General features: G+C 37.5%; 18 protein-coding genes. 1 reads left to right on the top strand and 17 read right to left on the bottom strand.

Features of this window, described 5'->3' with window-relative positions; all coding sequences use genetic code 11:
• Positions 1 to 22: 22 nt before the first annotated feature.
• Positions 23 to 952, top strand: coding sequence for a hypothetical protein (locus tag BHF68_RS08230; RefSeq protein ID WP_069643168.1), 930 nt, complete (start codon positions 23 to 25; stop codon positions 950 to 952).
• On the opposite strand, the gene BHF68_RS08225 is transcribed toward BHF68_RS08230, so the two are convergent.
• The 17 genes from BHF68_RS08225 to BHF68_RS08150 form a co-directional block, all read right to left on the bottom strand.
• The gene (locus BHF68_RS08225; RefSeq protein ID WP_069643167.1) at positions 949 to 2,736 is read right to left on the bottom strand and encodes a hypothetical protein; all 1,788 of its coding nucleotides are present in this window, start codon (positions 2,734 to 2,736) and stop codon (positions 949 to 951) included. The two genes, BHF68_RS08230 and BHF68_RS08225, sit on opposite strands and share 4 nt — an antisense overlap.
• Positions 2,733 to 3,764 carry a phage tail protein gene (locus tag BHF68_RS08220; protein ID WP_069643166.1) on the bottom strand — a complete coding sequence of 344 codons (1,032 nt, stop codon included), beginning with the start codon at positions 3,762 to 3,764 and terminating at the stop codon, positions 2,733 to 2,735. The genes BHF68_RS08225 and BHF68_RS08220 overlap by 4 nt, the downstream gene beginning before the upstream one ends.
• A gap of 11 nt (positions 3,765 to 3,775) precedes the next feature.
• Positions 3,776 to 5,968 (bottom strand): baseplate J/gp47 family protein, encoded by a 2,193-nt coding sequence (locus BHF68_RS08215; RefSeq protein WP_069643165.1) that lies wholly within the window; start codon positions 5,966 to 5,968, stop codon positions 3,776 to 3,778.
• Positions 5,969 to 5,972: 4 nt separating this feature from the next.
• The gene (locus BHF68_RS08210; RefSeq protein WP_069643164.1) at positions 5,973 to 8,978 is read right to left on the bottom strand and encodes a baseplate J/gp47 family protein; all 3,006 of its coding nucleotides are present in this window, start codon (positions 8,976 to 8,978) and stop codon (positions 5,973 to 5,975) included.
• 15 nt (positions 8,979 to 8,993) lie between these two features.
• A complete protein-coding gene (locus BHF68_RS08205; RefSeq protein WP_069643163.1) occupies positions 8,994 to 9,383 on the bottom strand; it encodes a GPW/gp25 family protein in 390 nt (129 codons plus the stop codon).
• A 13-nt stretch (positions 9,384 to 9,396) separates the two neighbouring features.
• The gene (locus BHF68_RS08200; RefSeq protein ID WP_084019301.1) at positions 9,397 to 10,155 is read right to left on the bottom strand and encodes a phage baseplate assembly protein V; all 759 of its coding nucleotides are present in this window, start codon (positions 10,153 to 10,155) and stop codon (positions 9,397 to 9,399) included.
• Entirely contained in the window at positions 10,152 to 11,267 is a 1,116-nt protein-coding gene (locus BHF68_RS08195) for a phage late control D family protein (RefSeq protein WP_069643162.1), read from the bottom strand. The genes BHF68_RS08200 and BHF68_RS08195 overlap by 4 nt, the downstream gene beginning before the upstream one ends.
• An 18-nt stretch (positions 11,268 to 11,285) precedes the next feature.
• Positions 11,286 to 11,741: a CIS tube protein gene (locus BHF68_RS08190; RefSeq protein ID WP_069643161.1), complete on the bottom strand. Its 456-nt coding sequence runs from the start codon at positions 11,739 to 11,741 to the stop codon at positions 11,286 to 11,288.
• A gap of 12 nt (positions 11,742 to 11,753) precedes the next feature.
• Positions 11,754 to 15,029, bottom strand: a complete 3,276-nt coding sequence (locus BHF68_RS08185; protein ID WP_069643160.1) for a hypothetical protein — start codon at positions 15,027 to 15,029, stop codon at positions 11,754 to 11,756.
• On the bottom strand, positions 15,026 to 15,508 hold the full coding sequence (locus tag BHF68_RS08180; RefSeq protein WP_069643159.1) for a phage tail protein: 483 nt from the start codon (positions 15,506 to 15,508) through the stop codon (positions 15,026 to 15,028). The genes BHF68_RS08185 and BHF68_RS08180 overlap by 4 nt, the downstream gene beginning before the upstream one ends.
• A gap of 12 nt (positions 15,509 to 15,520) precedes the next feature.
• Positions 15,521 to 15,706 carry a DUF6760 family protein gene (locus BHF68_RS15835; RefSeq protein ID WP_084019300.1) on the bottom strand — a complete coding sequence of 62 codons (186 nt, stop codon included), beginning with the start codon at positions 15,704 to 15,706 and terminating at the stop codon, positions 15,521 to 15,523.
• A complete protein-coding gene (locus BHF68_RS08175) occupies positions 15,703 to 16,068 on the bottom strand; it encodes a hypothetical protein (protein WP_069643158.1) in 366 nt (121 codons plus the stop codon). The genes BHF68_RS15835 and BHF68_RS08175 overlap by 4 nt, the downstream gene beginning before the upstream one ends.
• Positions 16,069 to 16,189: 121 nt before the next feature.
• Entirely contained in the window at positions 16,190 to 16,627 is a 438-nt protein-coding gene (locus BHF68_RS08170; RefSeq protein WP_069643157.1) for a phage tail protein, read from the bottom strand.
• Between the two features lie 34 nt (positions 16,628 to 16,661).
• Positions 16,662 to 18,383, bottom strand: coding sequence for a phage tail sheath family protein (locus BHF68_RS08165; protein ID WP_069643156.1), 1,722 nt, complete (start codon positions 18,381 to 18,383; stop codon positions 16,662 to 16,664).
• A 36-nt stretch (positions 18,384 to 18,419) separates the two neighbouring features.
• Positions 18,420 to 19,340, bottom strand: a complete 921-nt coding sequence (locus BHF68_RS08160; protein ID WP_069643155.1) for a hypothetical protein — start codon at positions 19,338 to 19,340, stop codon at positions 18,420 to 18,422.
• A 108-nt stretch (positions 19,341 to 19,448) separates the two neighbouring features.
• A complete protein-coding gene (locus BHF68_RS08155; protein WP_069643154.1) occupies positions 19,449 to 19,892 on the bottom strand; it encodes a YbjN domain-containing protein in 444 nt (147 codons plus the stop codon).
• Between the two features lie 2 nt (positions 19,893 to 19,894).
• Positions 19,895 to 25,357: a hypothetical protein gene (locus BHF68_RS08150; RefSeq protein WP_069643153.1), complete on the bottom strand. Its 5,463-nt coding sequence runs from the start codon at positions 25,355 to 25,357 to the stop codon at positions 19,895 to 19,897.
• Positions 25,358 to 25,467 lie beyond the last annotated feature (110 nt).

The raw sequence follows: 25,467 nt of genomic DNA, 5'->3' as shown, positions 1-25,467 counted from the left end.
CTTCCCGTTAGGAGGACTTATCGTGTTGTTACAATCGAATCAGCGCGTATATTCTATTTATCAGACACTACGTTCATACAAAGACTTGCAGGTATATTTGGCAAATGAAGCAAGTGTATCTAATCAAGCGACCCAGAAACAATACTTAATCAATGAGTTCCGCAATCCTGAATTAATCCGCAATTGTATTGAAGATATGTTATCTTTACAAAAGGATGCGACAGTAGCTGAGTTTGTCGATGTTTTCACATCAGGCGCTTGTCTCTATACTGTTTTCACTTACTCTCAGCCCTATCTTCTCAAAGATTACGTTGCTCGTCATAGGCTCTCCTTTGGCAACCGTGTCAATCTATTAAAAAACATTTTATTTAAGCTCTCTACATACTCTCAAGCACCGTTGCCTGTGCTGATACATCTTGTTGATACTGACAACATCCATGTCCATCCAGATGAAACTATCTATTTTTCATTTGCTTTCCATCCAGAACAGTTACAATCGTCGAGCACTATCAATACTCTCTATTTAAAGATTGCCAACTTAGTATTACTGCTGTTTCCCAAGGAAACTGACAGCCGTAGCAATAAGCAGCTACAAATGGTACTAAAGAAGTGTGAACGGGCTGTCTATCAATCTATTCCTGAAATCGTTAAAGATGTAGAGCGTATAGATACTTCTACCTTTACAGAAAAACTAAAAAACTGGTTCCAAGAACGAAAATCCCAGGTGCAATTACTTAAAAATATTTCTTTAGTTGCTTTGCTATTATTCTTCTCTTTTATCCTTTATACGCGTTTCATAGTCCCTGACAACACTACCCCTGTACAAGCGCCCGTGCCTGTACAGCAGGTAGGTGAACTACCAGTTTCTAACGGCAGTCCTGAGCAGGAGACAGAAGCACTTGAAGAACAAGCGACTGAACCAGCTTTGATTCACGTTGACGTCGGAAATTAAGCTTTTACAACAACATATGCGGAGGCTTTCTTCTGTGGGTATTTAACGCTTTGGGCTATGATTTCATATATACCCTCTGCGTTTGGCGCTTCATAAACCCCATTATAGTCGATAGTTCCTCCGTTATTTTCTTTTACTTGCCATCTACATTCTTTGTTCTTGGTTCCTTCTATATTGGCGATTAGATGTACTTTTTCCCTAGGAGCTACAGTAACCGTGTTAGGTGTGATAGATATTTTAATGTTCTTCAGTGCCCACAGTCCTTCATCTTTTTGCTCCTCCCCAGCATCCTTGTAAGCCCACCAACGTACTTTCATTGTTGCTTGTTTCCCTTGCTCTAGTAAGTGTAAACCGATCCGGAATGTTCCCTTGTCAGGGTAGGCAAGGGCGCCCATACGGTACTCAGGAGTGTCAGAGTCGAACTGACTAGATTTAAAAATACTATTCTCCCCAAAAATTAGTACCCTTTCTCCAGAATTCTCAACATATTGTTTAGTTTCTTCAACGGCTAAGACTATGGCAACTGGTCCATTACCTAGCCCATGGGCAATTTCATGGGAAAAGAATCGTTTGTTTTTAGTTTTGTCGAAACCTAAATCTATGTCTTCAACACCAGTTGCAAACCAAGACTTAGGGTCATCTTCCTTGTTTCGCAGCTCCTGCCACAATGTATCCTTACGAAACTCATACTCATTGTTGTCTACTTGGTTGCTTGTAGTTGCTGACGCTTCTAGCATCATTTGTAACAGGTTATTATTGATAACATATTGCCCAAAGGGCATTTTTTCAAGTGTCTCTATAATATACATATCGCCAGATGTAATAATGTGCAACTTCGCTAGATAGAGTGCTGTTTGACTATTACCAGAGACCATGTCGCTGAAGTCTTGACTGTAGAAATCTTCACATAACTGTACACCAATCGGACGATCGATAACCTGCACATTGAATAATACATCTTCATCAATTGTAAACGTTTCATCGCCAATTTTGACTGAGAAGCTAGCACTTGGAATACGTATTCTATCTAATGTTTTCTTAACCTGTTCAGCCGATAAAACGTATTTCTTCTCAATTCCCCACTCTTTTTTGTTTTCCTTTTCTTGGAACAATACCTCTAGATTAGGATTGCCAAGCTCGTCTTTTAGATGACCTGCTTCCATCATATACTGAACCTCAACTGGTTCAATTGTGCCTTTTTTCGATATATTAATAGTTATATCTAATTTTTTTCCTTGTTCTACGTATCTTGGAACTATCTGCTCAATTGTTAGCATTTGGTTCTGAAAAATTACTTTACGTTCTTTCTCCAATTTGTATTTTAGTAAAGCATCAGGAGCTAACGGCTGATCAGTTAGATAAAATCGGTATGACTCAGTAATGCGATTATATTGATTCCCCCCTGAATCATCGGTAGGAGTAGAAACAATTGAATGCACTGGTTCTGTAAGTGTTTCATCGTACTCCATGCATAAATAGATGTTAGAGGAGTCTTTCACCTGTTCGAACCCATCGATAAGTCTAAGTCTTTTTAACACAGGCTCTTGAACGACAATCTCTCTACCATAATCATCTAAAGCCATTCCAGATTCTATGGAAATGCTTTGGTCGTCTACTTGGACAACATCAAGCCCTGCAACAACACCCGTACCTTGTAACAGCTTGTTTAATAGTCTTCTCTTATTGTTGTTATACCTTTGCTCTACTTCAAAGTCTCTTACTGTTAGTAGCTTGCCATAAAAGTAATGATTTCGGTCAAAGGGGTAGTAATTTTTGTTCTTCATTCCGTGCTCCTCCATTCATCGGTCATGTTTGCAAAAGGAATACTAGATTTCCCATCAAGGATTAAGCTATTGCTTCCTGTTAGTATTGAGTTAACACCCAAATATGTATAACTATCTAAGAAAAGATATGACTTTAATACAACTAGTTGTAAAATTCCATGGGCTGGGGTAAAACTTTCTATAATACGTTTAAGTTCTAAATAGTGTTGCTGTGTAGGTACAGCATGTTCTTTAACCATAACCGTAAATGTGTAGCAGTTGTCTCCATATAACTTACTATATAATCTATCCTTCTCCCGTGAGTTTTCATTTGTGAGCTCATATTGCTCAATAATCCACGGACGTTCGTCAGTATAGATTTCTGTCACTTTCTCTATAGCTTGCTTTGTTCCTTTTACTTGATATAAAGCATAGGCATTCTTCATAAACATTCGTAGTTTTTCCTGTGGCCACAGATAGTGATCACTAATAGCAAGCCAACGACATAGCCAGGGCAAAAACTCATTGTCTGCCTTGTCGATATCTAGGTAGCGGCTATACTCTTCTAAATCTTGATCTAAATCACTCATTAAAGATTGAAATATCCCTAGATAGCGGTTTAAAAGATCCGTCGCTGCAGGCTCTTGCTGATAGATTTCTGGAAGATGCCAGGTGAGTGGCTCGATTGGAAAGTCTATCTGTACATCTTGAATTTGTGGGACTTCCTGTCCATAGCCAATATATTCAATCTTCAGCCATAAATACCTACCCTTAGCTTTATGTAACAAAAAGTCTGTGCCATTATTAATAATCTCCTGCCAACTTTCCGTGAATTCTTTTGAATTGCTGGCGTAATAAGCAATATAAACATTAGTATCCTTTGGAATATTAGCGTTTAACTTGCACCGATGCCAAACCGTATCGTCCGCCATGCTATCAAGGGCGTAACTTTGGAATGCTTCTTTTAGAACTCCGGTTTTTGAACCATTATATGTTGTTTTGGAAAAATGTCGGTTTATCTTTAATACGAAGGATTTACGTTGCAACATCTTAACACTCCTTAGCCCTGTTCACTGTGTATCAAAATCAGCTCTGCTTTAGAAATGTAAAATCTACTATAGGCTGGGATTGTAATATCCCCATTCTTAGATTTTGTGATACGATAGCCAACGGGCTCAATTCCTAAATAGCGAATATGGGATACACACTCTAGCAAATCGACAATTCCATATAGCTCCCCATAATTCAATACCACACGGCCAATCTGCCTTTGCTCTATCTTTTTAATATACTGATTGATTGCCAACTTAATATCTTGTTCTGCGTTCATATAATTTGCTTTTATTATTATTTCTCCATAAAATTCTAGTCCTACATATGTAGGTTCAATAATGAAAGTCTGCGTGGTAATTAAACGATAACGGTCTAAGTTTGCTATGATGTTTTTCTTATAAACTTCTGTTAATTGACCTTGACCACTTTTGTTATATGGTTCGACTACTATCGTGACACAATTGTCGGCCTTTTTGTTAGGGTAGTCAGATAATCCAGGTTTATATAAAGGTAATACTTTGACATTCTTGATAACTAGACCTGGCGTATTTTCTACGATGCGCTGATAATCATTGGTGGATATTGCCCGGTATTCTGTGTTTAAATCTTGAATTAATCTTCTCTCTAATTGCTGAATTGTTTCCTTAGTTTGCCCACCTGTTGCAGGCTCTAACTGTTGTACAGTAAGATCCTTAAGCTGCTCGTCTGGCACAACAATACTATCAATTTTGGCACTCAATATGTTTCCTTGGTTTGCCCTTGTTATGGCACAATCGGTTATCATAATGCTGTTAACACCAGGATCTGGAGCCCTTCCCTTGCGATTATCTCCAAATCTAATTAATCCAAGGGTTGGATCAAGTTGAAAGCATAATTGATTATCGTGTCCATGCTCTAGGGTTTCAATCGGATACCAATCGCGCCAGATAATTTCTCCATTTGAATGTTCTGCTACCATCAGCTTGAATTCCTGTTCCAATACATGCTTTAACTCTAATTCTATCTGTTGATGAATCCACCCTGTACTGCTTGCCAATGCTTTCTTTTGCCAAACTGCATTTTCCCAGGCTATTACCTTTACAATCGCATCGTCCGTCGCACCGTCTACTTCAGTTAGTACTCTTGTTAATTCACTTAGTATTTGAATGCGACAACGTTTTTTGCGCGTATCATGATGGACTCTATACTGACTAGTTTCCTTTAATTCTACCCAGCCATCGTATTTACGTATAAACACCTGCAGAATTCCGTAATACGCTAGCCAGGAATCAATTAATACTTCTCGATTTATAATGTCATGATTTTTAAAAGTCCAACTCTGGCATAAGCTTCTGCGTTGTTTAACGATGATACAATTAGTGTGAATTTGTCTAATTCGAGGAGCAACGTCATATGCACCTTCAACTAATCGACAACGAAAGGCGTAATAACCGAATTCACTATTGTTATCACCTGGATACAAAATTTGTTTTCCAAAGAGCTTTAGTTGTAGAAAGCCACTATAAAGTAGGTCCCTGGTAGTGTCCGATACGACCTGTAGCGGGTGCCAACCTTCCACACCTTTCTCAATCCCATAATATTCCCAGCTTAGCTTCACTAAGGCTTGAAAAAAGTCATTGCTATTAACCGCGTTTCTGCTAATTTGCCCATCTGCTAGATTCCATTTTGTATGAATTGTTGTGTTAGCCGGAAATGGTTTGTCAAAGCCTAAGTACAAGCTATCTCCAGGCTTAGGCATTTCACCAAATGCATACCAGTCACGACTCCAATCTACAGAAGAACTTCTATCTATTAAAACTCGCTTTTCTTGTATCTCTAGCTGGATTGCCTGTAGCTGGTTGTCTACTACTACTAAACGCTCACAAGTCTCGAAGGTTAGGTCTTGTGCCATCAATCTACTACCTTTTGGTAGATATTCCTTTCGCGAGTCAGATGCAAACATTACTTCTGTCTGTGCGCTCTGCGCAGGCTTTTGATAGAACTGGAGCATTGCTAGATATTTTTGTCGGTTTTGCTCACTACCTAATCTTATGGACTCTTGCTGTCTAACTTGTAGTTCTGCTAGCAACTCTAGTAGCGTTATACCTGGATCATGGGGAGCATGATCTGTCCATATTGGGTATTGATTTGTCAATTGCTTCTTGGCATCTGACATCAACCGACCCCTGTCTTTAATAACTTTTCCAGGTATATCTAACATTTCCTCACCCCACTTCTATATCTATAATAACCTCTCCACTAATAGGTACACTTAGTAAGAATAAATGTCTATCTTCAAGGTTAACGGCTTGCTTAATGGATTGTGAAACCAAATTAGCTGTGATTGTCATACTATCTATTCTTCTAATCTTTTCTTCTTGCTTGATTATATGATAGAGCTTCTCACGGTTTGGATATTCACCAATCTTCCAGCCCTTACCGTCATAGTTGCCGTGGATAGGCTCAATAAAGTCCTTAAGCCTTTTCTCCACTCGCTGTAATACTGTTTGATAGTCGTTATAATCAGCTATTACTAGCTTAATTTCTAGGTTTAATTCTAAATATTTAGTTTCTACAATATGGAGCTTGTCACCTTCGACAATCATACTAGGCGCTACATCTTTTAATGCTTTTAGTACGTTGTTTTTTATCATATTAAAATACATCGCATGCTTATTATAGAATATTGGCAATATCGCTAATGTAATTGCCCCTAAATCCTTACGACCTTGTGCGTTCTGATGTCGGAGACAACGTACACGTACTATGTTTCTGTCAGCTTGCTTTACAATATTGATATAGTCTTCTAGGGTTACAGCTGCGCCCCGACTACTTAATATTGACGGTCCCCTATCTAAGGCTAGCTCCATCGTCTCTTTGCTCGTTCCACCAATAATTGGCTCAGCGTTATATGCTTCATTTACAAAAGGTACTGCGTCAGAGAAGGAAGTCATTTCCCTTTCTGCTAGATTCCCATACTCACCCTTGCCAGCTTTATACTGAATGCGAATAGTTTCTCCTTGCCCTGATGTGGGAATGCGACCGTTAGCGCCATTACCAAAAATAACACTACCGTGATAAGGATCAACCATATAACATCGATCGTTAGCATCAGCTAAGAATACATCCTGAACTGGTTTCCATTGCACCCAACGGCGAACGATAATTCCTGTATCATCACGCTCAAGTTCAGTTAAATAATTTCCTGCTTCTATCAGTTTGTTCCACTCACTATCCGTTAGCTGTTCATGCTCATCTACCCACACACTCTGCCAGATTAAGTTGTCTCCTGTTAGCTCACAAACTTTATTAGGCTGATGTGGTTCTACAGAAAAGTATTCTGTAGGGTATGTTTCCTGCTGGCTTACTTTAATTGTGTTAAGGTAGCATCCTGTTATTTCTGGCACATCTTTTACAACGTTAGCTGCGATTGTGTCGGCATAACAAAGGACACGAATCCAATATCCCTCTTGCGCGAAACAAACTGCTTTGGCGGCATTTGACTTGCCTGTCATAGTCACAAGCCCACTTCTGCTCAACATCTTCGTTTCGTCAGACACCTTTAGCTCTACCCATTGCTGTCCTCCAACTTCATCCGCTAAATACTCCCACCTAAGTGGTAATTTTGGTATCTCCCACTGCTCCTTAACTGAGAAATATATTGTCAATGGCCCACCTTGAATCGGGTTTTTCAAGCAAAAGTATGCGGCCATATTGGCAGGATTTTGTTTTTGGAACAGTGCTTTTTCAGTATTATCATCAAAGCTAAGCTGTGTCACTGATAAATCTCGTTCCACAAGTAAGTGTTCAATTGCTCGCGTCTCTGCACGGTATTGATAGGATATCTGCAGCTTTTCAATTACTGGACACAGATACAGCACGTTTTGCTTATATGCATTTCGTACCTTGCGGATACGGGCGCGAATCCAGTAGTTTTGGTGAGCATTAATATATCCTGGCGCAGTGTCCTCTGGGCAAATAAAGGCTAATTTAATTTTTTGCACTTCCTCATTGCCTAAACTAAATATTTCTTCAGCTGCTACATCAAACATAAGACGTGCCCAGCCATCACCATTCCAGTACTCCCAGACTACTTCTTCGATAACTACATCTTGTGGTTTTTGCTTCTGAAAGTTTTCCTCACGCATTATCAATTTCCAATTGAGACTTTCTTCGTCAATGATATTAGGAGGTTGGAAGCGCTTAAAGGCCATTTGAAAGAGCAGCTCTACGTATGAACCACGTTTTGTAAGAACCTCTTCACTCCCAATATAAAAATCGTCATAAATTGCAAAATTCTCACCAAATGGCAATAGGCCATGGTTATCTAGTTCAAGGTCATTGTAAATCATAATTTCTGGCTGTAAGTATTCTGCCTTTGCAGACATTCTTACATTCTCTACAATAATTTCTGGAAACTCTAGGTTAGGGATACGTTGACAGAGCAACCAACGTCCTTCAATATCGTTATAAGTGCTAGTTGGTAATTCTTTATTTATAGTCAGTAATATCCTACTACCAGACGAACTTACATTTTCAATTGTTTCCCAGCCTTTTTCTGTTAGCATCATCCAGTGAAAGTAGGTTTTATCTGCTAAGTTAGCTGCCATATCTGGTCCTTGTAAGCGACGAATTCTGTGTTGTAATTCGATAGCTACTGTTGATCCCTGCCGTATGTTTAAAATATCTTGGTTTGAAAAATATACTGCGTGGTTTTGTAAATTCTTATATTTATACTCGTCAAATAGACGAACGTTCATTGTACTTGATTGCTGCCAGTGCCAAGGATTAGTGATAATGTTCCGCCAACCATTGGCGCAAAAAACATGGGTAACCTGATTGTCTATGGCAAAGCAATCATGTTCCGTTTCATATAAAACATGGCCTATTTCTTCACCTTTATCTACAAATAGCTTAGTACCCCTTTTAACATATACACCCTGCTCAGCGCCTTCATTGAGCCTTACAGTAACATGCCCTTCTGCTGATGTGCCAGGCAATAAGCCCACACGGATACAGTTTAAGAAATGCACATAGTTTATCAAAGGCAAGAGATTAACATGGTGCTGAATTGTATCAGAAAAAATCGTAGCAAATAAATCAGCTAGCGCATCTCCAACGTCAGTTTCGTCATTACTGTTATTCCACTCTGGTACGTAGAAGGATGCAAGACGACGTATTTGCTCTTTGATTAAGTTTTTGTCCCTAATATCTAGTAATGGGTATTCCATGTTATATCATCCCTATTAGAAATTAATTCCTTCGTTTACCTCAAAGTGAAATGCCATTTCTTCTGGAGTCATAGACTTATCAGTGCGATATTTAATAACCACATAGACTTTACCTTTGCTTCTAGAGTTAGTGTTAGCCTCTACTTCTAAATCGTAGATACGAGGCTCCCAACGATTTAGTGCTCGCACAATCTCATATTCCAGCTCTTTAAGCTCTGTGTAATTAATACTTTCAAACATAAATTCAAATAAGTTACTGCCAAACTGACGAGCACCAATCCGTTCACCAACTTTAGTAGTGAGAATGATACGTATTGCTTCACGGATATCATCGTCTCCAGCGACGGTCTTAAACATCCCTGTTTGGGCATCGATTTCAATTGGAAATTTCCATCCTCTAACCATAGCTATCTGCCCCTTAATTGATTTTTACAGTAGCGCCTTTAATAGTGGCAGGGCCATCTGACTTGACTGTTAATGAACTCCCCGCCTTAATGTCGAGAGTAGATTTTGCGCTTATACTAATTTGTTGCGATTTCATATGAATTGAAGAGCCACTTTCTATATGTAAGCTGTCTTTTTGGGCATCTAAAATGACATTAGATTTACCTGATTGCAGCGTAATCTTCTTGTCCGCTTTTACTTGAATTTGACCATTTTTTGAATCTATAGTCATAATGTTTTTACCATTTTTATCTTGAATCGTGATTACTTCTTTTTCATCATCTAACATGATAGAAAGTTGCTTAGGTGTCTTTATTTCAATACTTTCTTTGCTTTTCTCATCGTTAAAGATGATTTCATGACCACAACGGGTTTTAATTTTACGGATATCATTCTTTTGGTCTTCAATTTTATGGGGTGGCTTATAATGCTTGTTCCAGAGTGAACCAAGGACATAGGGCTTCATAATCTCTCCATGGCTAAATGCAACTAGCACTTCGTCTCCCACTTCAGGGAAGAAGAAGCTGCCCCACTCCTTACCTGTCATCGGGGTCATAACACGTATATAATCTGTTTCCCAGTCAGATTGATCTCGATTAATCAGTTTAACCTTAACCCTTCCGAGCTTAGCTGGATCATTAATATCGGTTACAATACCAACTGTCACTCCTGCTATGTTAGTACTTTTTTCCTCATTATCAATGGAGCTATAAAGAACATCGATGATACTCAAATTTTATTCACTCCTAATTCACCTTTTGTGAGATATCCAGAACTGTTTAACTGATGTGTTACCTTTTTAATATAGTAGTCGTTGTCATATTCCTTACCAAAACCTTTGATTTTCATCATTTTTCCTGGGATTATTTCTGGTATCCCAATGGTTTCAAATCTTCCTTGGCATAGCTTCATTGCGTGTTTAGCAAATTCAGCAGTTGCCCTAACCTTTGCTTCATCAACTGATTTCACCTTAGGATCGATAATTGTTTTTTTTGCTGTATTCTTCAACATGCTCGCAATTTCAGCGGCAGACTTTTTGCCTTGACCAATAGGTGTGATTGTTTTTACCGTGTATTCAAAAGGCTTATTATGATCCGTTTCGTCGTTAGAGCGGACCGTAACCTCCGCTAGCTGTTTTGTTAAGGATATATCACGACTAAAGGAATGTAGTTTGTCTGCATGGAGCTCTATAATTGGCTCCGTATCATTGCCAAAAGGTTCAAAGATAAGCTCACCTTTCACTATGTAGAACGAGTAAAACAGCTCATCGGCCAGCTTGGAAATAAAATCATAATCACTTTGCTGATTCTTCTCTAAATCAACCTTATATTCTGGTGTCTCACTAATCCTTGGTTTGCCAATAAATTTTGCATATTTTTCTACAATTTTCTTAATTGCCTCGCTAGGCTTTGTAATTTCGTTACTTATTTTTCCAGAGCCATAATTATTCATCATTAACAGTTTGACATCCATACACTCAACACTTATTTGCACCCCTGCCCCCGAATCATAGGACATGGAAACGTTAGTAATTACGCCTTTGAAGACAAGCTGAGTTGTTTCCCCATAGCCTAGGGATACTTCGACTGGCTGACCTAGGGTAATTAAATCATTTATAGTCTTGCTGATTTCAAAGCTGTTATTATTCTTATTAAAAGTATGGGCTTCTTGTAACTGAAAGGTGCATGCACTTGCTTCATTACTTGATGTCAAATCAACTTGAATCGCGGTAATTACCACGTTATCATCTTTCATAAGTTTATCGCTCTTGTTAACTACAACCTGAAAGCTAGGCATGAAGAATCCTTGATAGTCTTGATATAGTGTGTCGTAGTCGTAAGACATGCCTTTGTCACCTGCCCATTATAATAAGTTTCCATACTCTTTAATTGATAGACTCATTGTAGCTCTTACTGGTTTCCCGTCTTTGGTAAACATTGTATACGTATATGACATAGCTGTTATTAAACCTTTAAATTGAATAGATCCCCAGGAAAACGTGATAACTGGTGGCTTATCAGTTCCTTCAATCAGCTTGATGAATTTATCGATATACTCCTTTTTGACATCTTTTTTCAGCGATTCGATATACATGCTAGTGTAAGTATCGAAGAGAAGTTCCACTTTTAGCTCACGGGCATTGTGGTTTCGATATTGACTGCTTGGGATTTTTCTGGGGCTTTTCCAGCCCATCGTGACTGTTTCGCTATAATTGACACCATCTGTAATCGACAGTTTGTTGGGGTTGAACTGCACAGTAAGTTCTTGGCCTGAGAACTTAATTTTTGCTTTTTCTGGTTTACCAATATCAAGTAGCATTATATTCCCCCCCTATAGCAAGCCCCTTCTTCTACGCTCGCTTGCTAACCTTCTTTCTATTTGGTCGTATACTTTATCTACCAACGAAGATACTGGTATGATAGATTCAAAGTCAATTCCTTCTAGTAGTTTTTCACGTTGCTTCTGTAAATTATATTCTTCCTGCCCCGCAGTCATTACGTGATGCGTTTCACTACCTTCTGTAGTTGTATCTAGCTTAATAATATGGTCTACACTTGCACCACTACGTTTCTCAGATTTAGGTTCCGGTTTATGTTCAAACACCTGCTCAGCCTTTTGACTAGCCTGACTCTGCCTTCCTTGTGCGGACTCTTGACTAGCTAGTGCTTGTTGCTGGCGATGGGTTAGGTTGCTTCCCGTAACTGCCTGCTGATCTGCAAGTAAAATATTAGCTTCCTTATCAGCTACTTTATTAGCAATCTTATTAGTTACCTTATTTGTTACCTTATTTGTTACCTTATCAGTAGACTCAATACTACTTAATGTTGCATCAGACCGTATTATCATGTTGCTTTTTAAAGTAGTATTTTGTATTGATGTCGAATTGCGCTTTGAAAGTAATACGCTTCTCGAAGATATAGTATCGTGCTGTAATAATAAGCTTTTTTGCGCCACTATATTGCTTCGCGTTAATATGTTTTCATTCTCTTTAGTAAATGTTGAAAGTTCTTTCATTACAGCTTTAGTCATTGTTTGACTAAGTTTTTGTGTTTCTGTATAAATCTGCTGATCAAGCTCATTCTTCACTTGCGTCAGCGTATTCATTATATCCAGGTTTATGGTTTGAACAATTTTTTTAGAAGATTCAAAAGTAAGTTCTTTAGTCGATAGGTTTAAATGTAATCCAATATTCTCTTTAGTTATATCTTTAGTTATTTTATTGATAACGTTACTAACAGACTGCCTCGCCAATTCTAAAAACTGTTGCGACATAATTCGGTTATAATTCATCACACCTAGTAAAGGCCTATCTGTAATAACTTCAGTTTTAGCCTTGGTTAATGTCTGATTAGTTGTATGTGTTATTGACTTTGTTAGTGTTTGAGTTATTGATTTAGTAATCGACCTAGTTATTGAATTAGCCATTGACTTTACAATAAGCTCAGGTGCTCCTGTTGGTAATGCTCCTACTAGAGCTTGCTCAACGAGAGGGCTAAACTCTTGGCGCAACGCTAGCTCTTGGGCATAGGAGTAGTTTGTTGCATCATGTGCCGTTGTAATACTGCTAGTAAATGGTATTAGTACACTTATGTTCTTTGTTGAAATTTTCCTATTATTTGCAGTTGTAATAAATTTGTTAGACTCTCTATCTATAATTATCGTATTAAATGCTTCTACTAACGCATTACGGCTCGTTTCTATTAATAAATTTATTACCTCAGAAGTAGGTAGAGAACTACTTTGACGATTATTTGAAGTTGTCTTTGTACTTAACTCAATAACCTTAATCAAATGGTTTTCAATATAAGACTGGTTGACAGAACGATTGATTATTGATTCTATTCTTTCTAGTTTTTCTAATACATTCTGATTATTCTTATTGCTTGGATGTGTTATTTCTTTAACTAATAATGCTTGTGATGCTGGCATTATCTCATTTGAAACTATGTTATTTATTAATTTAGATGCTTCCTCGATAAGCAATACTGATGTATCTAATGGTAATGCTTCTACTAAGGCTCGTTCAACTATTGTAACGACCTCTTGGCGTAAGGCTAGCTCTTGTGTATAATAGTGATCTGCTGTTTGAGTTGCCCATGTAATACTGCTTATTAATGGTTGGTGCATACTGATATTTTTTATTACTGATAAGGACTGAATGTCTGATATGCGACTGATTACATTCGAAAATCTTCTATTGTCTACCACAGTATTAAATGTATTAGGTTCAATGAATGCTTTAGGTACTATGAATTCTTCAGGTACAATGAATTCTTTTGGTAGTCTCTCTGTAGGTGTTGTATTTAATGCTTCTACCAATGCCGTGCGGCTTGTTTCTATTAAAAGGTTTACTATCTCAACGGATGGTTGAATTATCTCATTATCAGATTTAGTTGTTAGCTCTAGAACTTTAGTCAACTTTTCCTCAACATAAGGCTGACTGAAATACCTAGTGACTATTTCTTCTATTCTTTCTATTCTTTCTAGCCTTTCTAGTCTTTCTAGTCTTTCTATTTCTTTTTCTATTCTCTCAAGCTCTTCCGTTCTTTGTATTTCTTTTGTTGACTGTAATTCTTCTATTCTCTTTAATACTTCTGTTCTTAGTAGCTGGTCGGTTCTCAGTAATTCTTCCGTTTGCTGTAATTCGTCTGTTCTTTGAAGTTGTTCTATTCTTTCTAGTCTATCTATTTTCTCTAGTGACCCTAGTGTCTCTGGTTTTTCTAGTTTCGCCACTTTTTCTTGCTTCTCTAGTTTTTCTGCTAGCTTCAGATTTTGAATAATTGTCGGCCTAACAGTTGGCATTATCTCATTTGAAACTATGTTATTTATTATTTTAGATGTTTCTTCGATAATTAATGCTGGTGTATCCAAAGGTAATGCTTCTACCAAGGCTCGCTCAACAACTGTAACAACCTCTTGGCGTAATGCTAGCTCTTGGGCGCGATAATGATTTAAGGTTATGGCATTGCCAGCTTGATTAACGATAATGTTTTTTGCAAATCGGCTACTTTGCGCAGTTAACGAGGTAATTGCCAAATTATTAAAGGTTACACTATTTTCTTTAATGTTATGAATAGTACTTGCAGAATAATTTGAAAATTGTCCTACTGATAGGCTGCTAGCATACTGATTATAGGTTGCTTTCTCTATTGTTGGAGGCGAATATGCTTCTTTCGCTACTGTTATTTTTTCAATAATGGTTTGAGCTTGACCTGATTCAAACAGCTGTTGTAATTGATTGATGTTCTCGTAGATAGTAGTAATTTCGTTACTAATTTGCAGTGTATGGGAATGCTCTTCAAGTAACTCTTTATGGCTTACCAGGTAGCTTTGTAGTTGATATATTAATTGATCCCTGACTCTTATTAAGGAGCTATTTTGTAACATACTGTTTTCTTGAATTGCACGGATTTGTAGCATCAGGTTAAATATTAGTTGCAGTATGTACTCACGTTCTAGTTCTTGCTCGATTCGATACACTAGCTCTGGATATGTGGTGAATGGTAGTTGGGCTGTTTGTATTTCTAGCCCTCTTGCCATGATTTTGTTGCTTACTAAAGGGATATGTTTACGGTGCGATGTCAAATCTTTTAAGACAGTCTTCATGTGCTAAGCAACCCAGCTAGTGGGACTTCAACTAATCCCGTATGCTGTACTGTGATACTATCTAGCATAATGGTTGGGCTTTTTGCCTCTAAATCTGACATGCTCCAATCACTTACTATCCCATTTTCAAACACAAACATACGTGTTGGCATTTTATTCTTATCTAATACCATTAGAACTCCTGGCAAAAATATATGGCTACTAGTAAGCAATTCTGCTTGCATCGTTGTTAATAATGGATTAATTTTAACAAACCCCTTCTCTAGAACGAGTTGATGTAATTCTGTCTGCTGTTTAGCCAGAATGACCGGTTGGTAGTTCCTTCCTCCTTCAGCATAGGTCTCTCTAGCAATTTTGCGTTCGATACGCTTAATACTAGAAAAACTACCTGTAAAAGTTCCAGTCATCTCAAAGAAAAAACGATCACCCGTTTTGGGGTTTGTATTAAATAAGTTCTTTAATAGACCTTTCATATCCATTGTAAGCACCCGCTATATATCAAAAATAGATTTCTGTTCTGTTTCGTTGTTTAGCTTTCTATTGATTCTAGTAATTTCATCACACCATTTGCGCCGAGTATGATGATCGAGATTCATAATCTCTTGGTATGACCAATGGAAATAATACGCAATAAATGATAGCTCTTCATACATGTTATCCGCTGGATAACATGTTATTGTGCTAAAAAATCCAGTGATACCTCATTTGTATGTCCACATTTTGAACAGTTAAATTTATAATTAGGAGGCTCAACTTGGTTAATTTTTTGATAGAAATCCTGCAAATATGCTAAATCCGGAGTAAATAGGTTTTCTATTACACGAGCATCAATATTTTTCAATTCGCCAAGCTCAGTAATAACCCTAGATAAAATCATAATGCTTAAGTAGCTTTGGTTTTGCTGTACTCGTACATCTTTCATAGGCAATATTTCGTCTGCTGCAGTTGCCAAACGCATAGTTCCTTTTTTGTGAACGTTACCATCGCGATCAACATAACCTTTTGGTAGTACAAATGGATATTCCGTTTGTAGTGACATATCTTTTCCTCCAACTTGTTAGTATCTTTAGTTTTCTTGCTTGTTTAACTACTTAAACTTGCTTAATAGTGGCTGTAAAAAGTAGCAGAACCCTGCTACTTTTTACAGTGCTAGTTTAAACTTACACTTGTTCGCGAGCTATTTTTTCAATAGCTAGCTCTAAAGATTCAAAAGTAATCTCTGATTTAGTACCACTGAATTCTGGTCCTGTATATTTCACAGGAAATGCACCTTCAACTCGCCATGCGGCAAGTACCGTAGCCATGTCGGCATCGCGTGCTTCGATGGTAACATTCTTATGTTCAGGTGGATCCTGTTTAATCCATTCAAAGAACTCGTAGTTGTCTGCAACTACTCCACCTTTTAATGTAATATTGCCAAACTTACGAAGGCCTGGGATTTTTCTTACGTGGTTCTCTGGAAATGTACCTTCTCTATATTCGTGCACTTCTACTGATACATCGATTCCAGTCACATCGGAAACATGAGCTACATCCATACCATCAATAGTAACTGCAAACCGATATGTTTGTACTAAACGTAGGGTTGGTTCTGCCATAATCTATAAGCACTCCTTTCATTAGTTCCGTTAATTATTGTTCATTCGTCTTTTGAGTAATGCGGAAGATGACAAATTCAGCAGGATTCACGGCAGCTACACCAATCACACAAATCAACCTACCGTTATCAAGGTCATCCTGAGTCATCGTATTAGGACCAATATCTACAAAGAATGCTTCATCTGGAGATGAACCTGCTAATGCGCCATTTCTCCATGCATTTGTCAGGAAATTCTCTATCGTGCGCTTTACGCGTGCCCATAAGATTTGATGATTCGGTTCAAATACTACCCAGTTTGTATTAGCCTTAATCGATTCTTCTAAGAATATGAATAATCTGCGTACGTTTATGTACTTCCATAGCTTGTTAGACGAGCATGTGCGTGCTCCCCATACGCGAATGCCTTGCCCTTGGAATGAGCGAATTAAGTTAACACCTTTAGGATTAAGGATTCCTTGCTCCGCAGCGTTATACTGACAATCTAGACCTACACAACCACGCACCGTCTCGTTCGCTGGGGCTTTGTGAACTCCACGCGCCTGATCACTTCGTGCATAAACACCAGCCATTGCTCCCGAAGGTGGCATCGCAGCGTTTTTCTTCGCTAACGAGTCATAAGATACAATCCATGGATGGTACAATGCTGCATACTGCGTATCAATCATATCTTTATGTGTTAACACATCAGTAGTTGTTTTCTTATCTTGAGGCACATCAAGGATTGCAAAGCGACTTCCCAAGTTCTCACAATGCGCTACAAGGCTCAGCTGTACATTTGGATCCGTGATACCTGGAATAGCCATAATACTTACTTCAGTATTATCTATAAAGGCTTGTAGCCCTGTGCGTTTGCCTGGTCCTTTGTCAGAGCCTACAAACACACTGCTATCCACTTGATCGATTGTTCCATCACTACCTCCACTTAAGGTAATCGAATGGGTCCCTGAATCTTTTCCTGCCAACAATTGGAATGGTGGTAGGATATTTTCTTCAACACTAACTTGTACGTCAACTAACTCTGATTTAGACATTACGTTACTAATAAAATTAGGGGCTGTAACATTAAAAGATACTGTGTCGTAAGCTTCTATAATATCTAAATATTTCACTTCAACGTTTAACTCGCAAGTAGTGATAACTTTACTTGGAAGCAATTGGGTGTCAACAACATCAACGGTAAAGTCTTCGGTGAACTGTAACAACCCTTCTTCAACTACAGACACAACATTATAAGAAATATCGCTACCATCTGAAAATGCCACTACATCTCCAACATTAAACCCAGCACTGTTCTTTACCTTATATTTATTACCTCCGCCTTCAACACTAATTACTTCTAGAATTTGTGTTTTAGCTTTACTAGCTGGTGCAAACGTCATATTAACCTTATTGCCCCATGCGCCAGGGTTTTTCGTTGTTACTGTCAGCTGGAGACTATCTGATTGACTATAAGTAGCGACTTTAGCGTTCTCAGGAGCTACCCTAGAAATGTAGCACCTAGAGCCTCCGTTCATAAAGTAATGGTACACCGCATAGCCTAGAAAACGATTCTCACCAAATTGACTCTCAGATAAGAAACCGCCGAACTTTCTAGTAAACTCACTAAAGTTTGTAACTAATATTGGTAGACCACCTACTGGTCCTCTTTCTGCTAAACCTATAAAACCCGTTGTGCTCGTGCTAACACCTTCCATTGGCACTGATGCACTGTCAAATTCTTCTACATAAACTCCTGGTGAAAGATACTCTGCCATTATTTCCTCTCCTTTCTTTCTTAAGAAAAAGTAATATTATTCTAGCTCCTTTTCTTCGTCTTCTTTAACTGGTTCCGTAACAGTAATGATTTCTTCTGATCCCACCCCTTTTTCATCCTGTCTTCTTTTCCTTCTTACGCTCATAATTACATCGAAAAAATCTTCCCTTGTAAGGGCTACCTCTTTGTTCTGAATGTTTTGCAAACCTTGATCAATTTTTTTGCTAAATTCACTTTCTTTGTTCTTCTTTTGCTCTATGATTTGGCCCTTGTTATGTACTTGCTTGTCTGCTTTGTTATGTATTAAATCTACCGACTCACTTGGGCCAGCTTGCCTAAGGTAATTTGTTTGTTTTTTTACTGCTTCCCATGATTTTTTTTCTTGTTCCGTCTTTTGTTGATTAAGAAAAGGCAGTACTTTTGGTAAATTGCCAGATTCATCATCTTTGATAAAGCTTTTGACCATATTAGTAGTTTTCTTTCCAGCTTTGTTGATAGGGTTTACAATAGTAACTGCGCCCTTCTGCCAATTTTGGGAATGTACACTCATTGTACCGAGACTTTTCTTCTCTGGCTTGTTTTTATTAACTTGCTTTTGATAACCATGTAATGGCTCAGACTTATTATCTTCTCGCCTCTCCATAGTCGTTAATTCAAGTAGTTCTTCATCCTTATCAATGGATACTTGAATCTGTCCTGTGGTAACTGAAAGTGTGTGTGATGAATTTTCATCCAAATTTCCTTGCTTATCTTTAATAGGTGTTGCTAACTCACTTACCTGATTATCCTCTTCTTGCTCAGCTAGTAATAATTCTGTAACTCTATTACCAATTACTCTTTGCATGGTCAGGATACCTAATTCATCTGCATCTTTATAACTGGCATTATCTAGTTCATAGCGCGAATTATTCTGGGGCATTTTCCCCAACGTTTTTTGGAAGTCACCACGTTCGCGCAATGGCATCACCACCTCATAATCAAAATAATCAAACTCTATAAATCTATTTTTACATTAATATTTATATATTGGGACTTAAGATTAGTTAAAGAAAAGCTAAAGAAATCTTTAAGTTGACTCTAGTAATTTTTCCAACGGGTCATCTGAGTAAATAGTTTTCATGATAATAGGTAAATACTCATCCATTGTTAGTATGTTTATGATAATTTGTCCCTCTATTATTCCTTGATCAACAGCTTGCTCTGAAAGTTGCACAGCTGTCTTGAAATGTAGTTCTCCCGTATCATAATCTAGTTCGAAGTTTCCAATTTTCAATCCGTAGTTGATACGGGTAATTAAGTGCACAATAGCATCGAGCCGATCTTCTTTAACCTTGCTAGTTAAAACAGAGTAAAATAAAAACTGACGGCTATCTTCTAAGCATCTAGCAAAGGTTGGCCAATTGCCATTTTGACCATCTACGTCGATTTTAATTATGTCTTCTCGTTCAGTGCCATTCCAGTTGTTTTTTTCAATTACTGCGAATAGTGCATCTTTTATTTCAGTAGTCAATTCTAGTACCCCCTTGGCAGCTCGTTCCAATCAATACCATCTGGCAACGGCTCATCTGATTTTGGTTCCCCTTCCTCTTCCTCTTTCTGAATAATTTCTTGCTGGGATTCTATCTCCTTTGTGTATTCATCAACTTCCGGGAAGTCTTTCATCTCATCAGTTTTGTCATTTGCCATGTCTTCTAAATGATTGAGCAACTCAGTCGTTTTGTCTTTTACAATTGTTTCTTCGGCTATTTGTTGGTCTTTTTCTTGTAGGAGTTTAAGCTCTTTATTCTTATCTGTTTCAACGTTCGCAGGCATACCTTTATCTAACGCTTTAGTGTTAGTTATAAACCCTTCATATTGCGCAATGAGCTGATCTATGTCCGTTACCATCTTTTCATTTTCAGTAATCTTATTAGTCTTACGGATAACAACTCTGTTACTGAGTTGCAATTTTTCCATATAATACTGCGTTCTTTCAAAGTCATACTTATTTACTTCTCTAAACCCACCACGTCCGTCAGCTGCATTAGAGCTTATTTTAGCTAGGTAATATTCTTTCTGGTCTGCTTGTTTTGTTCGACTTTCTCCTGCCTTTTTTGACTTTTTAGAGTAGAGTTCCTCCAGATCATTTCCTGCTAAGCCTTCTAATAGTGTCGCTGCATCTTCGTTAGCAAACACATTCTCCATGTTTCTTCGGTATTCCACAAGCCTATCTAAAGTTGTTGTGTCCTGTTCTACCAACGAATATATAGCGCCCTCGTTTGCGACATTTGCAACATCAAGATTCTGGGTTGCAGTTAAAACACTGTCGATATTCTCTAGTATATCAGGACGATGGACATCCAAAGCACCGCTGGTTTTAAGAGAGTGATCTGCACTTTTCAGTGCTTCGAATGCCGTTTTTCGTCTACCTATGTTGATAATTGCATCATCATGTGATACATACTCCCTAATAAGTCTAGCTGAATCCCGTTCTATCTTTGCTTTTTTACCTTCGCTTACTCCCGTAATATTTTTACCTTGATTACTTCTCATCTCTTTAGCAATTCCAGCTTTTTTCTTTTCAAGTTTCTTAATGTCCTTTTCACTAATGTTTGTACCAAACTTTACAGCTATTTGATCTAGACTTAGTGTATTTTCCCCTACAATACTTAATCCTTTCTGACTATGATTGTCAACTTGTGTAGTCGTTGCACTAGCCTGCTCATTAGTGGCTTGCAGTAAATGAAAGGCATTCTCAGTTCGTAACGTATGCTTAATGATACGCCCCATAACTAGTGGTCTTTTCTTGATTATCTCTGCAGAAATCGTTTTTGTATTACTTTTTAACATACTATTTAAAACCTTTTTATCCGATGATAGTGACTTCTTTCTGGAGGACGCTTCTTTAATTATTTTCTTACGGGTAGGGAACGTATCTTTGTCGTCTTGTTTGACTTTATTTCCTTGCTCGTCAAATTCTCCACTACTATTAATAATCCATTGATTAGAATCTAGCATATGCTCTTTTATTTTACTTTGGTTCTTCTCTTCTTTTATATCAAGGAACATTTGATATAAATCTTTGGCGTTTTTTAAAAATTCCGTGAGGCCGCCCCCGTCTTTTTTTACCTTTTTTGTATTGCCTTGTTCTCCGACATATGGCGAAAAACTGATTCTTCCACCTGAATAGGTACAGTCAAAACCCATTTCTCCAAAATTCCATCGTTTAAACTCATAATCATATAAGCATTTGTTTATTAATAATGACTTTACGAGTGCTCTGGCCCCTATGACAAAACTTACTCCCGCTCCCATATGGAGCTTCGCCTTGAAATTGTTATCATTTAGTGATGTAAACTCTTTTTCCCCTATATTAAATCCTTTCTCAATTTCGGAGCTAGCATCTAAATTTAGTTGCTCCCTGCCATATCCTTGTAGTGCAAGCTCAGCAACTCCTTTAGGCCCCAAATGTAAGCCCAAGTAAATTTGCAAGGAGGGCGAAACAGTTACTTGTGTGCTAAGCTTCGCTTGTAAGATTTTATCCTCCCCAGGGTTTTTCCAAACATCAATTCTACCTCCATAATTCAAATTACCCATTATGCTAAATCCTAAATCAATACTAGCAAGTCCAGGCGGAAAACCTATAAGCGGAATGGACGCATCCACATATGTCTTATTAACACGGTCCTTGAAATCGCAGTACCCTGTTTTCGTTTTTAGATCGTATAATACTTTTAGTTTTTTGCCGTATTTAAACTCCAATTTTTCAGTAACAAACTTATATTTTTCAATCTTAGGTCCTTTGCTACTAATACTAAACTTCGAAACCTGTATTCCAAATCCATGCAGGTTAAAATCTGATAAACGTTGTCCTAAATCATCATTAGCTATTTCTCCTATTCGAGGGTCATAGTTTGCTGAACTTCTACTTAATAAACCCGCAGTTACATTTTCAAAAACGTAGCCTTCACTTTCTTTGTATGATCCCTTGCCTAGCTTTAAAGCTAAATTTCCTAAGACAAGATTTACATCTTGAAATTCATTAGTTACTCCTTTTTCATCTTTTTCTAGCAACACAGTAGCTGAACCAATGTTTTTTTCTGTTGTCGTTCCTGACTCGAGATTACCTGTTCCTTGAATTATTACATTTTTTTCCCCTAAGGAAAAACCCAATCCAGAAATTGTTGTTTTTCCACTAAAAAAATTTAAGGATATCTTTTTTTCAGAGCTACCAGCAAGAGAACTTGTATCCCAACCCTTGTCATGACGTTCAATCTGACCTTTTGAACTTATTGTTATTCTGTCAAGTATGCCAATATTAGGTATTACATTGGTGTAATCAATAGTGCCCGTTACTTTTTCTCCAACATTCTTATTTATTTTCAAGTCTGCTATCTCAAATAAAATAAGGTCTCTAAATTGAGGCAAGAGTACTTTTTTAGAGTTAGCGCTCCAGTTAATCCCAGACCCATCCATTTGTAAATTTTCTATCTTTAGTGGTGCTGGGGTTTTAACATCTTTATCTTCTAGGGTTACAGTTGAATCGGTAACTACTAGTCTGTTCCTAGTGTCAAAATTAATATCTTTAGCTGTCCCAGTGAAAAATTCAGGGCATTCAAACTTATATTCACCAGAGTCAATCGTTGTGCTCCAGTCGGTACCCTCTTTATGCAAATTTAGTCCACCCTGAAACTTTGTAACATTCAGATGATCAATACTTTTCCCTGTATATTTAGCGTCATCAATAGCTGCTGTTATTTTTTGTGTGCAATCAGCATCTAAAGTGTACACTGCATCCTTTAATTCAAGATAATTAAACAACTTCAACACTTTAGCATTACTTGTTAACGACTCATTATTTAAACTCCAACCTGTTTCTGTTTTTTGGAACATGCTTACAGATCCGGACATTCTAAAGAAAACTATCATATCTTTTAAATTTATCATTTGAATTTGTAAGTTTGCTGCTGCAGATTGGTTTTTTTGTTTTTCAGCTATTATTAATTTGCCCCTAAATATACTAGATTTATCTGTTAGTTCCCCAGTTGCAGAAATTGTTTCTGAATTCCAACTAACACCTTCATTGGATACATTTAAATTTTTAAGCGTCGGTTTCATCTCACTCATTTCTAATGGATTTGTCGTGTCAATTTTCGTCTCATGTATCGTAGCAGTGAATTTATCCGCCGTTATGCTGTTATTATCCGAAACTTTCAGATTTTCTGCATTACCATCAAATATGCCTGTGCAGCCAAACTGTAATTTACCTTTGTTTATCGTAGCATTCCATATAGCGCCTTCATAATTATAATTTAGCGCACCCTCAAGTTTAGTAATTTGCACATTGTCATTAGCTCTGTTGTTTTTTTCCTCATCGATTTTTGCAGTTATTTCTTGTGAATAATCAGTGCTTAAAGAGTAGCCAACTTCCTTTACATTGAGAAAATTATATAACTTCAATTCTTTAGTATTAGTTATTATTGATTTATCTTTTAATCCCCAGCCAGTTATTGTTTTTTGAAACATTGCAGCAGAGCTAGGAATCTCAAAAATAGTACTAATATCGCTGAAATTTATCTTTATTGTTTTAATTTGTAAGTTTGCTGCTGCAGATTGAGCTTTTTCTTTTTCTGCTATTATTATGTCTCCAGTAATCGCAGTAGTTGTATCTATTAGTTGCCCCGTTGCAGAAATTGTTTCTGAATTCCAACTAACACCTGCATTTGATATATCTAGGTTTTTTAGCGTCGTTTTAACTCCTTTAACTTCAAGTGGATTTGTAGTCTCAATTTTCGTATCATTCATCATAATAGTGAACTTATCTGCAGTAATGTTATTACCTTCATTTACCAACTCAAGACCTTGTGCTGTTATTGTTAAAAAGCTGAGAGGAGCCTTTTCTATCGTCCCTCCACTAAGCGCAGCACTAAAACTGTCCTTCATAGCATCATATTTAATATTAATGAGTCCAGTTTTCAGCTTTACTCGATCAACATTGTTGTTAGCACCAGCTTGCCCTAGAATTGTTATATTCTTAGAGCTAATCTCCATATTTTTATCTGTGTTGTCGTCATTTATAGATACCGTCGAATTAGAAATATGTAAGAAATCTTTATATATAAAATCACCAATTGCTGTTGTTGCCTTTTTTTCTTTCTTCAGTTTTTTCTTTGTAGTTCTGGCTAAGCCGTCGAGGATTGTTGTACCTACACCAAAAAAGTTAGATATTTTCTTGCGAACAGGGGTTTTTGAAAGAAAGTCCTGTCTGGCATTTGTGATTAAATCTTCATCAATTGCTGGCACAGACTGATCCATATCTTCAACGATTAACCCTTGCTCATCAAGCTTATATTTCTTATCCTCTAAAATAAGGTCTCCACTTTCTTCGCTTCCCTCCCCAGCAACAGGTGTGCCGGTAACACTGACGGCTTCAGGCTGAATTTCTTCAGTTTCTACTTCACCGTTTTCATTATACTTTTGGTCTTCGATAAGAAAAGCAAAGCCTCCAGCCTCTAGTTTGTTAAACCTAGATTCTTGAGTTTCTCCAGCTCTTTCTGCTTGTTCGTTATCTGTTTGACGTAAGGCTTTTAGTCGATCAGTCGCCTCAGTTCTTTCGTCGGAAGTTAAAGCCGAACTCTCTGCTAGCATCTCCACATTTATATCAGATAAACGTTTTTTAGCTTGTTTTTTTGCCTTTCTTTCCTCAAGATAGTTCCCAAATCTTTGAACAGTTTGTTGAAAATACTTTTTAACACTTGTGGCCTTTTGTTTGCCCCAGTTTAGAATTCCTGTTTTCTGTGGTGTTTCATCCACTTGTGTTTGTCCACTATCTTGATCTTCTATGGCTTCGAGAGTCTTAATCATGCGGGAGTTACCCATAGTACTTGCTTCGGTTAGAGCGCTATGGACAGAGGAATTTTCCCGTTCAATATTGCCATGTGAATTTGGTATTTCTTTTTTAAATTCTGTGTCTTGCTCTAACTGCGCAAAGCCCATATACTCACCTCCGCTACTAACAACAGAATATCTCTAACAATCCGTAGTATATTTTCAACTTAATAACAGTGTATGATTTGGAACATATAATTTATTCTTAGTTACATTTT

This window comes from Desulfuribacillus alkaliarsenatis (genome assembly GCF_001730225.1).
GTDB lineage: Bacteria > Bacillota > Bacilli > Desulfuribacillales > Desulfuribacillaceae > Desulfuribacillus > Desulfuribacillus alkaliarsenatis.
Note: the sequence above shows the minus strand (reverse complement) of the source record. Positions and strands in the feature narration are given on the sequence as shown.

What these genes read in the sequence shown, in the direction of transcription:
- BHF68_RS08150 (WP_069643153.1), bottom strand. Translation starts at nt 25,357, where the DNA reads ATGGGCTTTGCGCAGTTAGAGCAAGACACAGAATTTAAAAAAGAAATA.
- BHF68_RS08195 (WP_069643162.1), bottom strand. Translation starts at nt 11,267, where the DNA reads ATGTCTTACGACTACGACACACTATATCAAGACTATCAAGGATTCTTC.
- BHF68_RS08190 (WP_069643161.1), bottom strand. Translation starts at nt 11,741, where the DNA reads ATGCTACTTGATATTGGTAAACCAGAAAAAGCAAAAATTAAGTTCTCA.
- BHF68_RS08220 (WP_069643166.1), bottom strand. Translation starts at nt 3,764, where the DNA reads ATGTTGCAACGTAAATCCTTCGTATTAAAGATAAACCGACATTTTTCC.
- BHF68_RS08225 (WP_069643167.1), bottom strand. Translation starts at nt 2,736, where the DNA reads ATGAAGAACAAAAATTACTACCCCTTTGACCGAAATCATTACTTTTAT.
- BHF68_RS08180 (WP_069643159.1), bottom strand. Translation starts at nt 15,508, where the DNA reads ATGGATATGAAAGGTCTATTAAAGAACTTATTTAATACAAACCCCAAA.
- BHF68_RS08170 (WP_069643157.1), bottom strand. Translation starts at nt 16,627, where the DNA reads ATGGCAGAACCAACCCTACGTTTAGTACAAACATATCGGTTTGCAGTT.
- BHF68_RS08210 (WP_069643164.1), bottom strand. Translation starts at nt 8,978, where the DNA reads ATGGAATACCCATTACTAGATATTAGGGACAAAAACTTAATCAAAGAG.
- BHF68_RS08215 (WP_069643165.1), bottom strand. Translation starts at nt 5,968, where the DNA reads ATGTTAGATATACCTGGAAAAGTTATTAAAGACAGGGGTCGGTTGATG.
- BHF68_RS08185 (WP_069643160.1), bottom strand. Translation starts at nt 15,029, where the DNA reads ATGAAGACTGTCTTAAAAGATTTGACATCGCACCGTAAACATATCCCT.
- BHF68_RS08175 (WP_069643158.1), bottom strand. Translation starts at nt 16,068, where the DNA reads ATGTCACTACAAACGGAATATCCATTTGTACTACCAAAAGGTTATGTT.
- BHF68_RS08165 (WP_069643156.1), bottom strand. Translation starts at nt 18,383, where the DNA reads ATGGCAGAGTATCTTTCACCAGGAGTTTATGTAGAAGAATTTGACAGT.
- BHF68_RS08205 (WP_069643163.1), bottom strand. Translation starts at nt 9,383, where the DNA reads ATGGTTAGAGGATGGAAATTTCCAATTGAAATCGATGCCCAAACAGGG.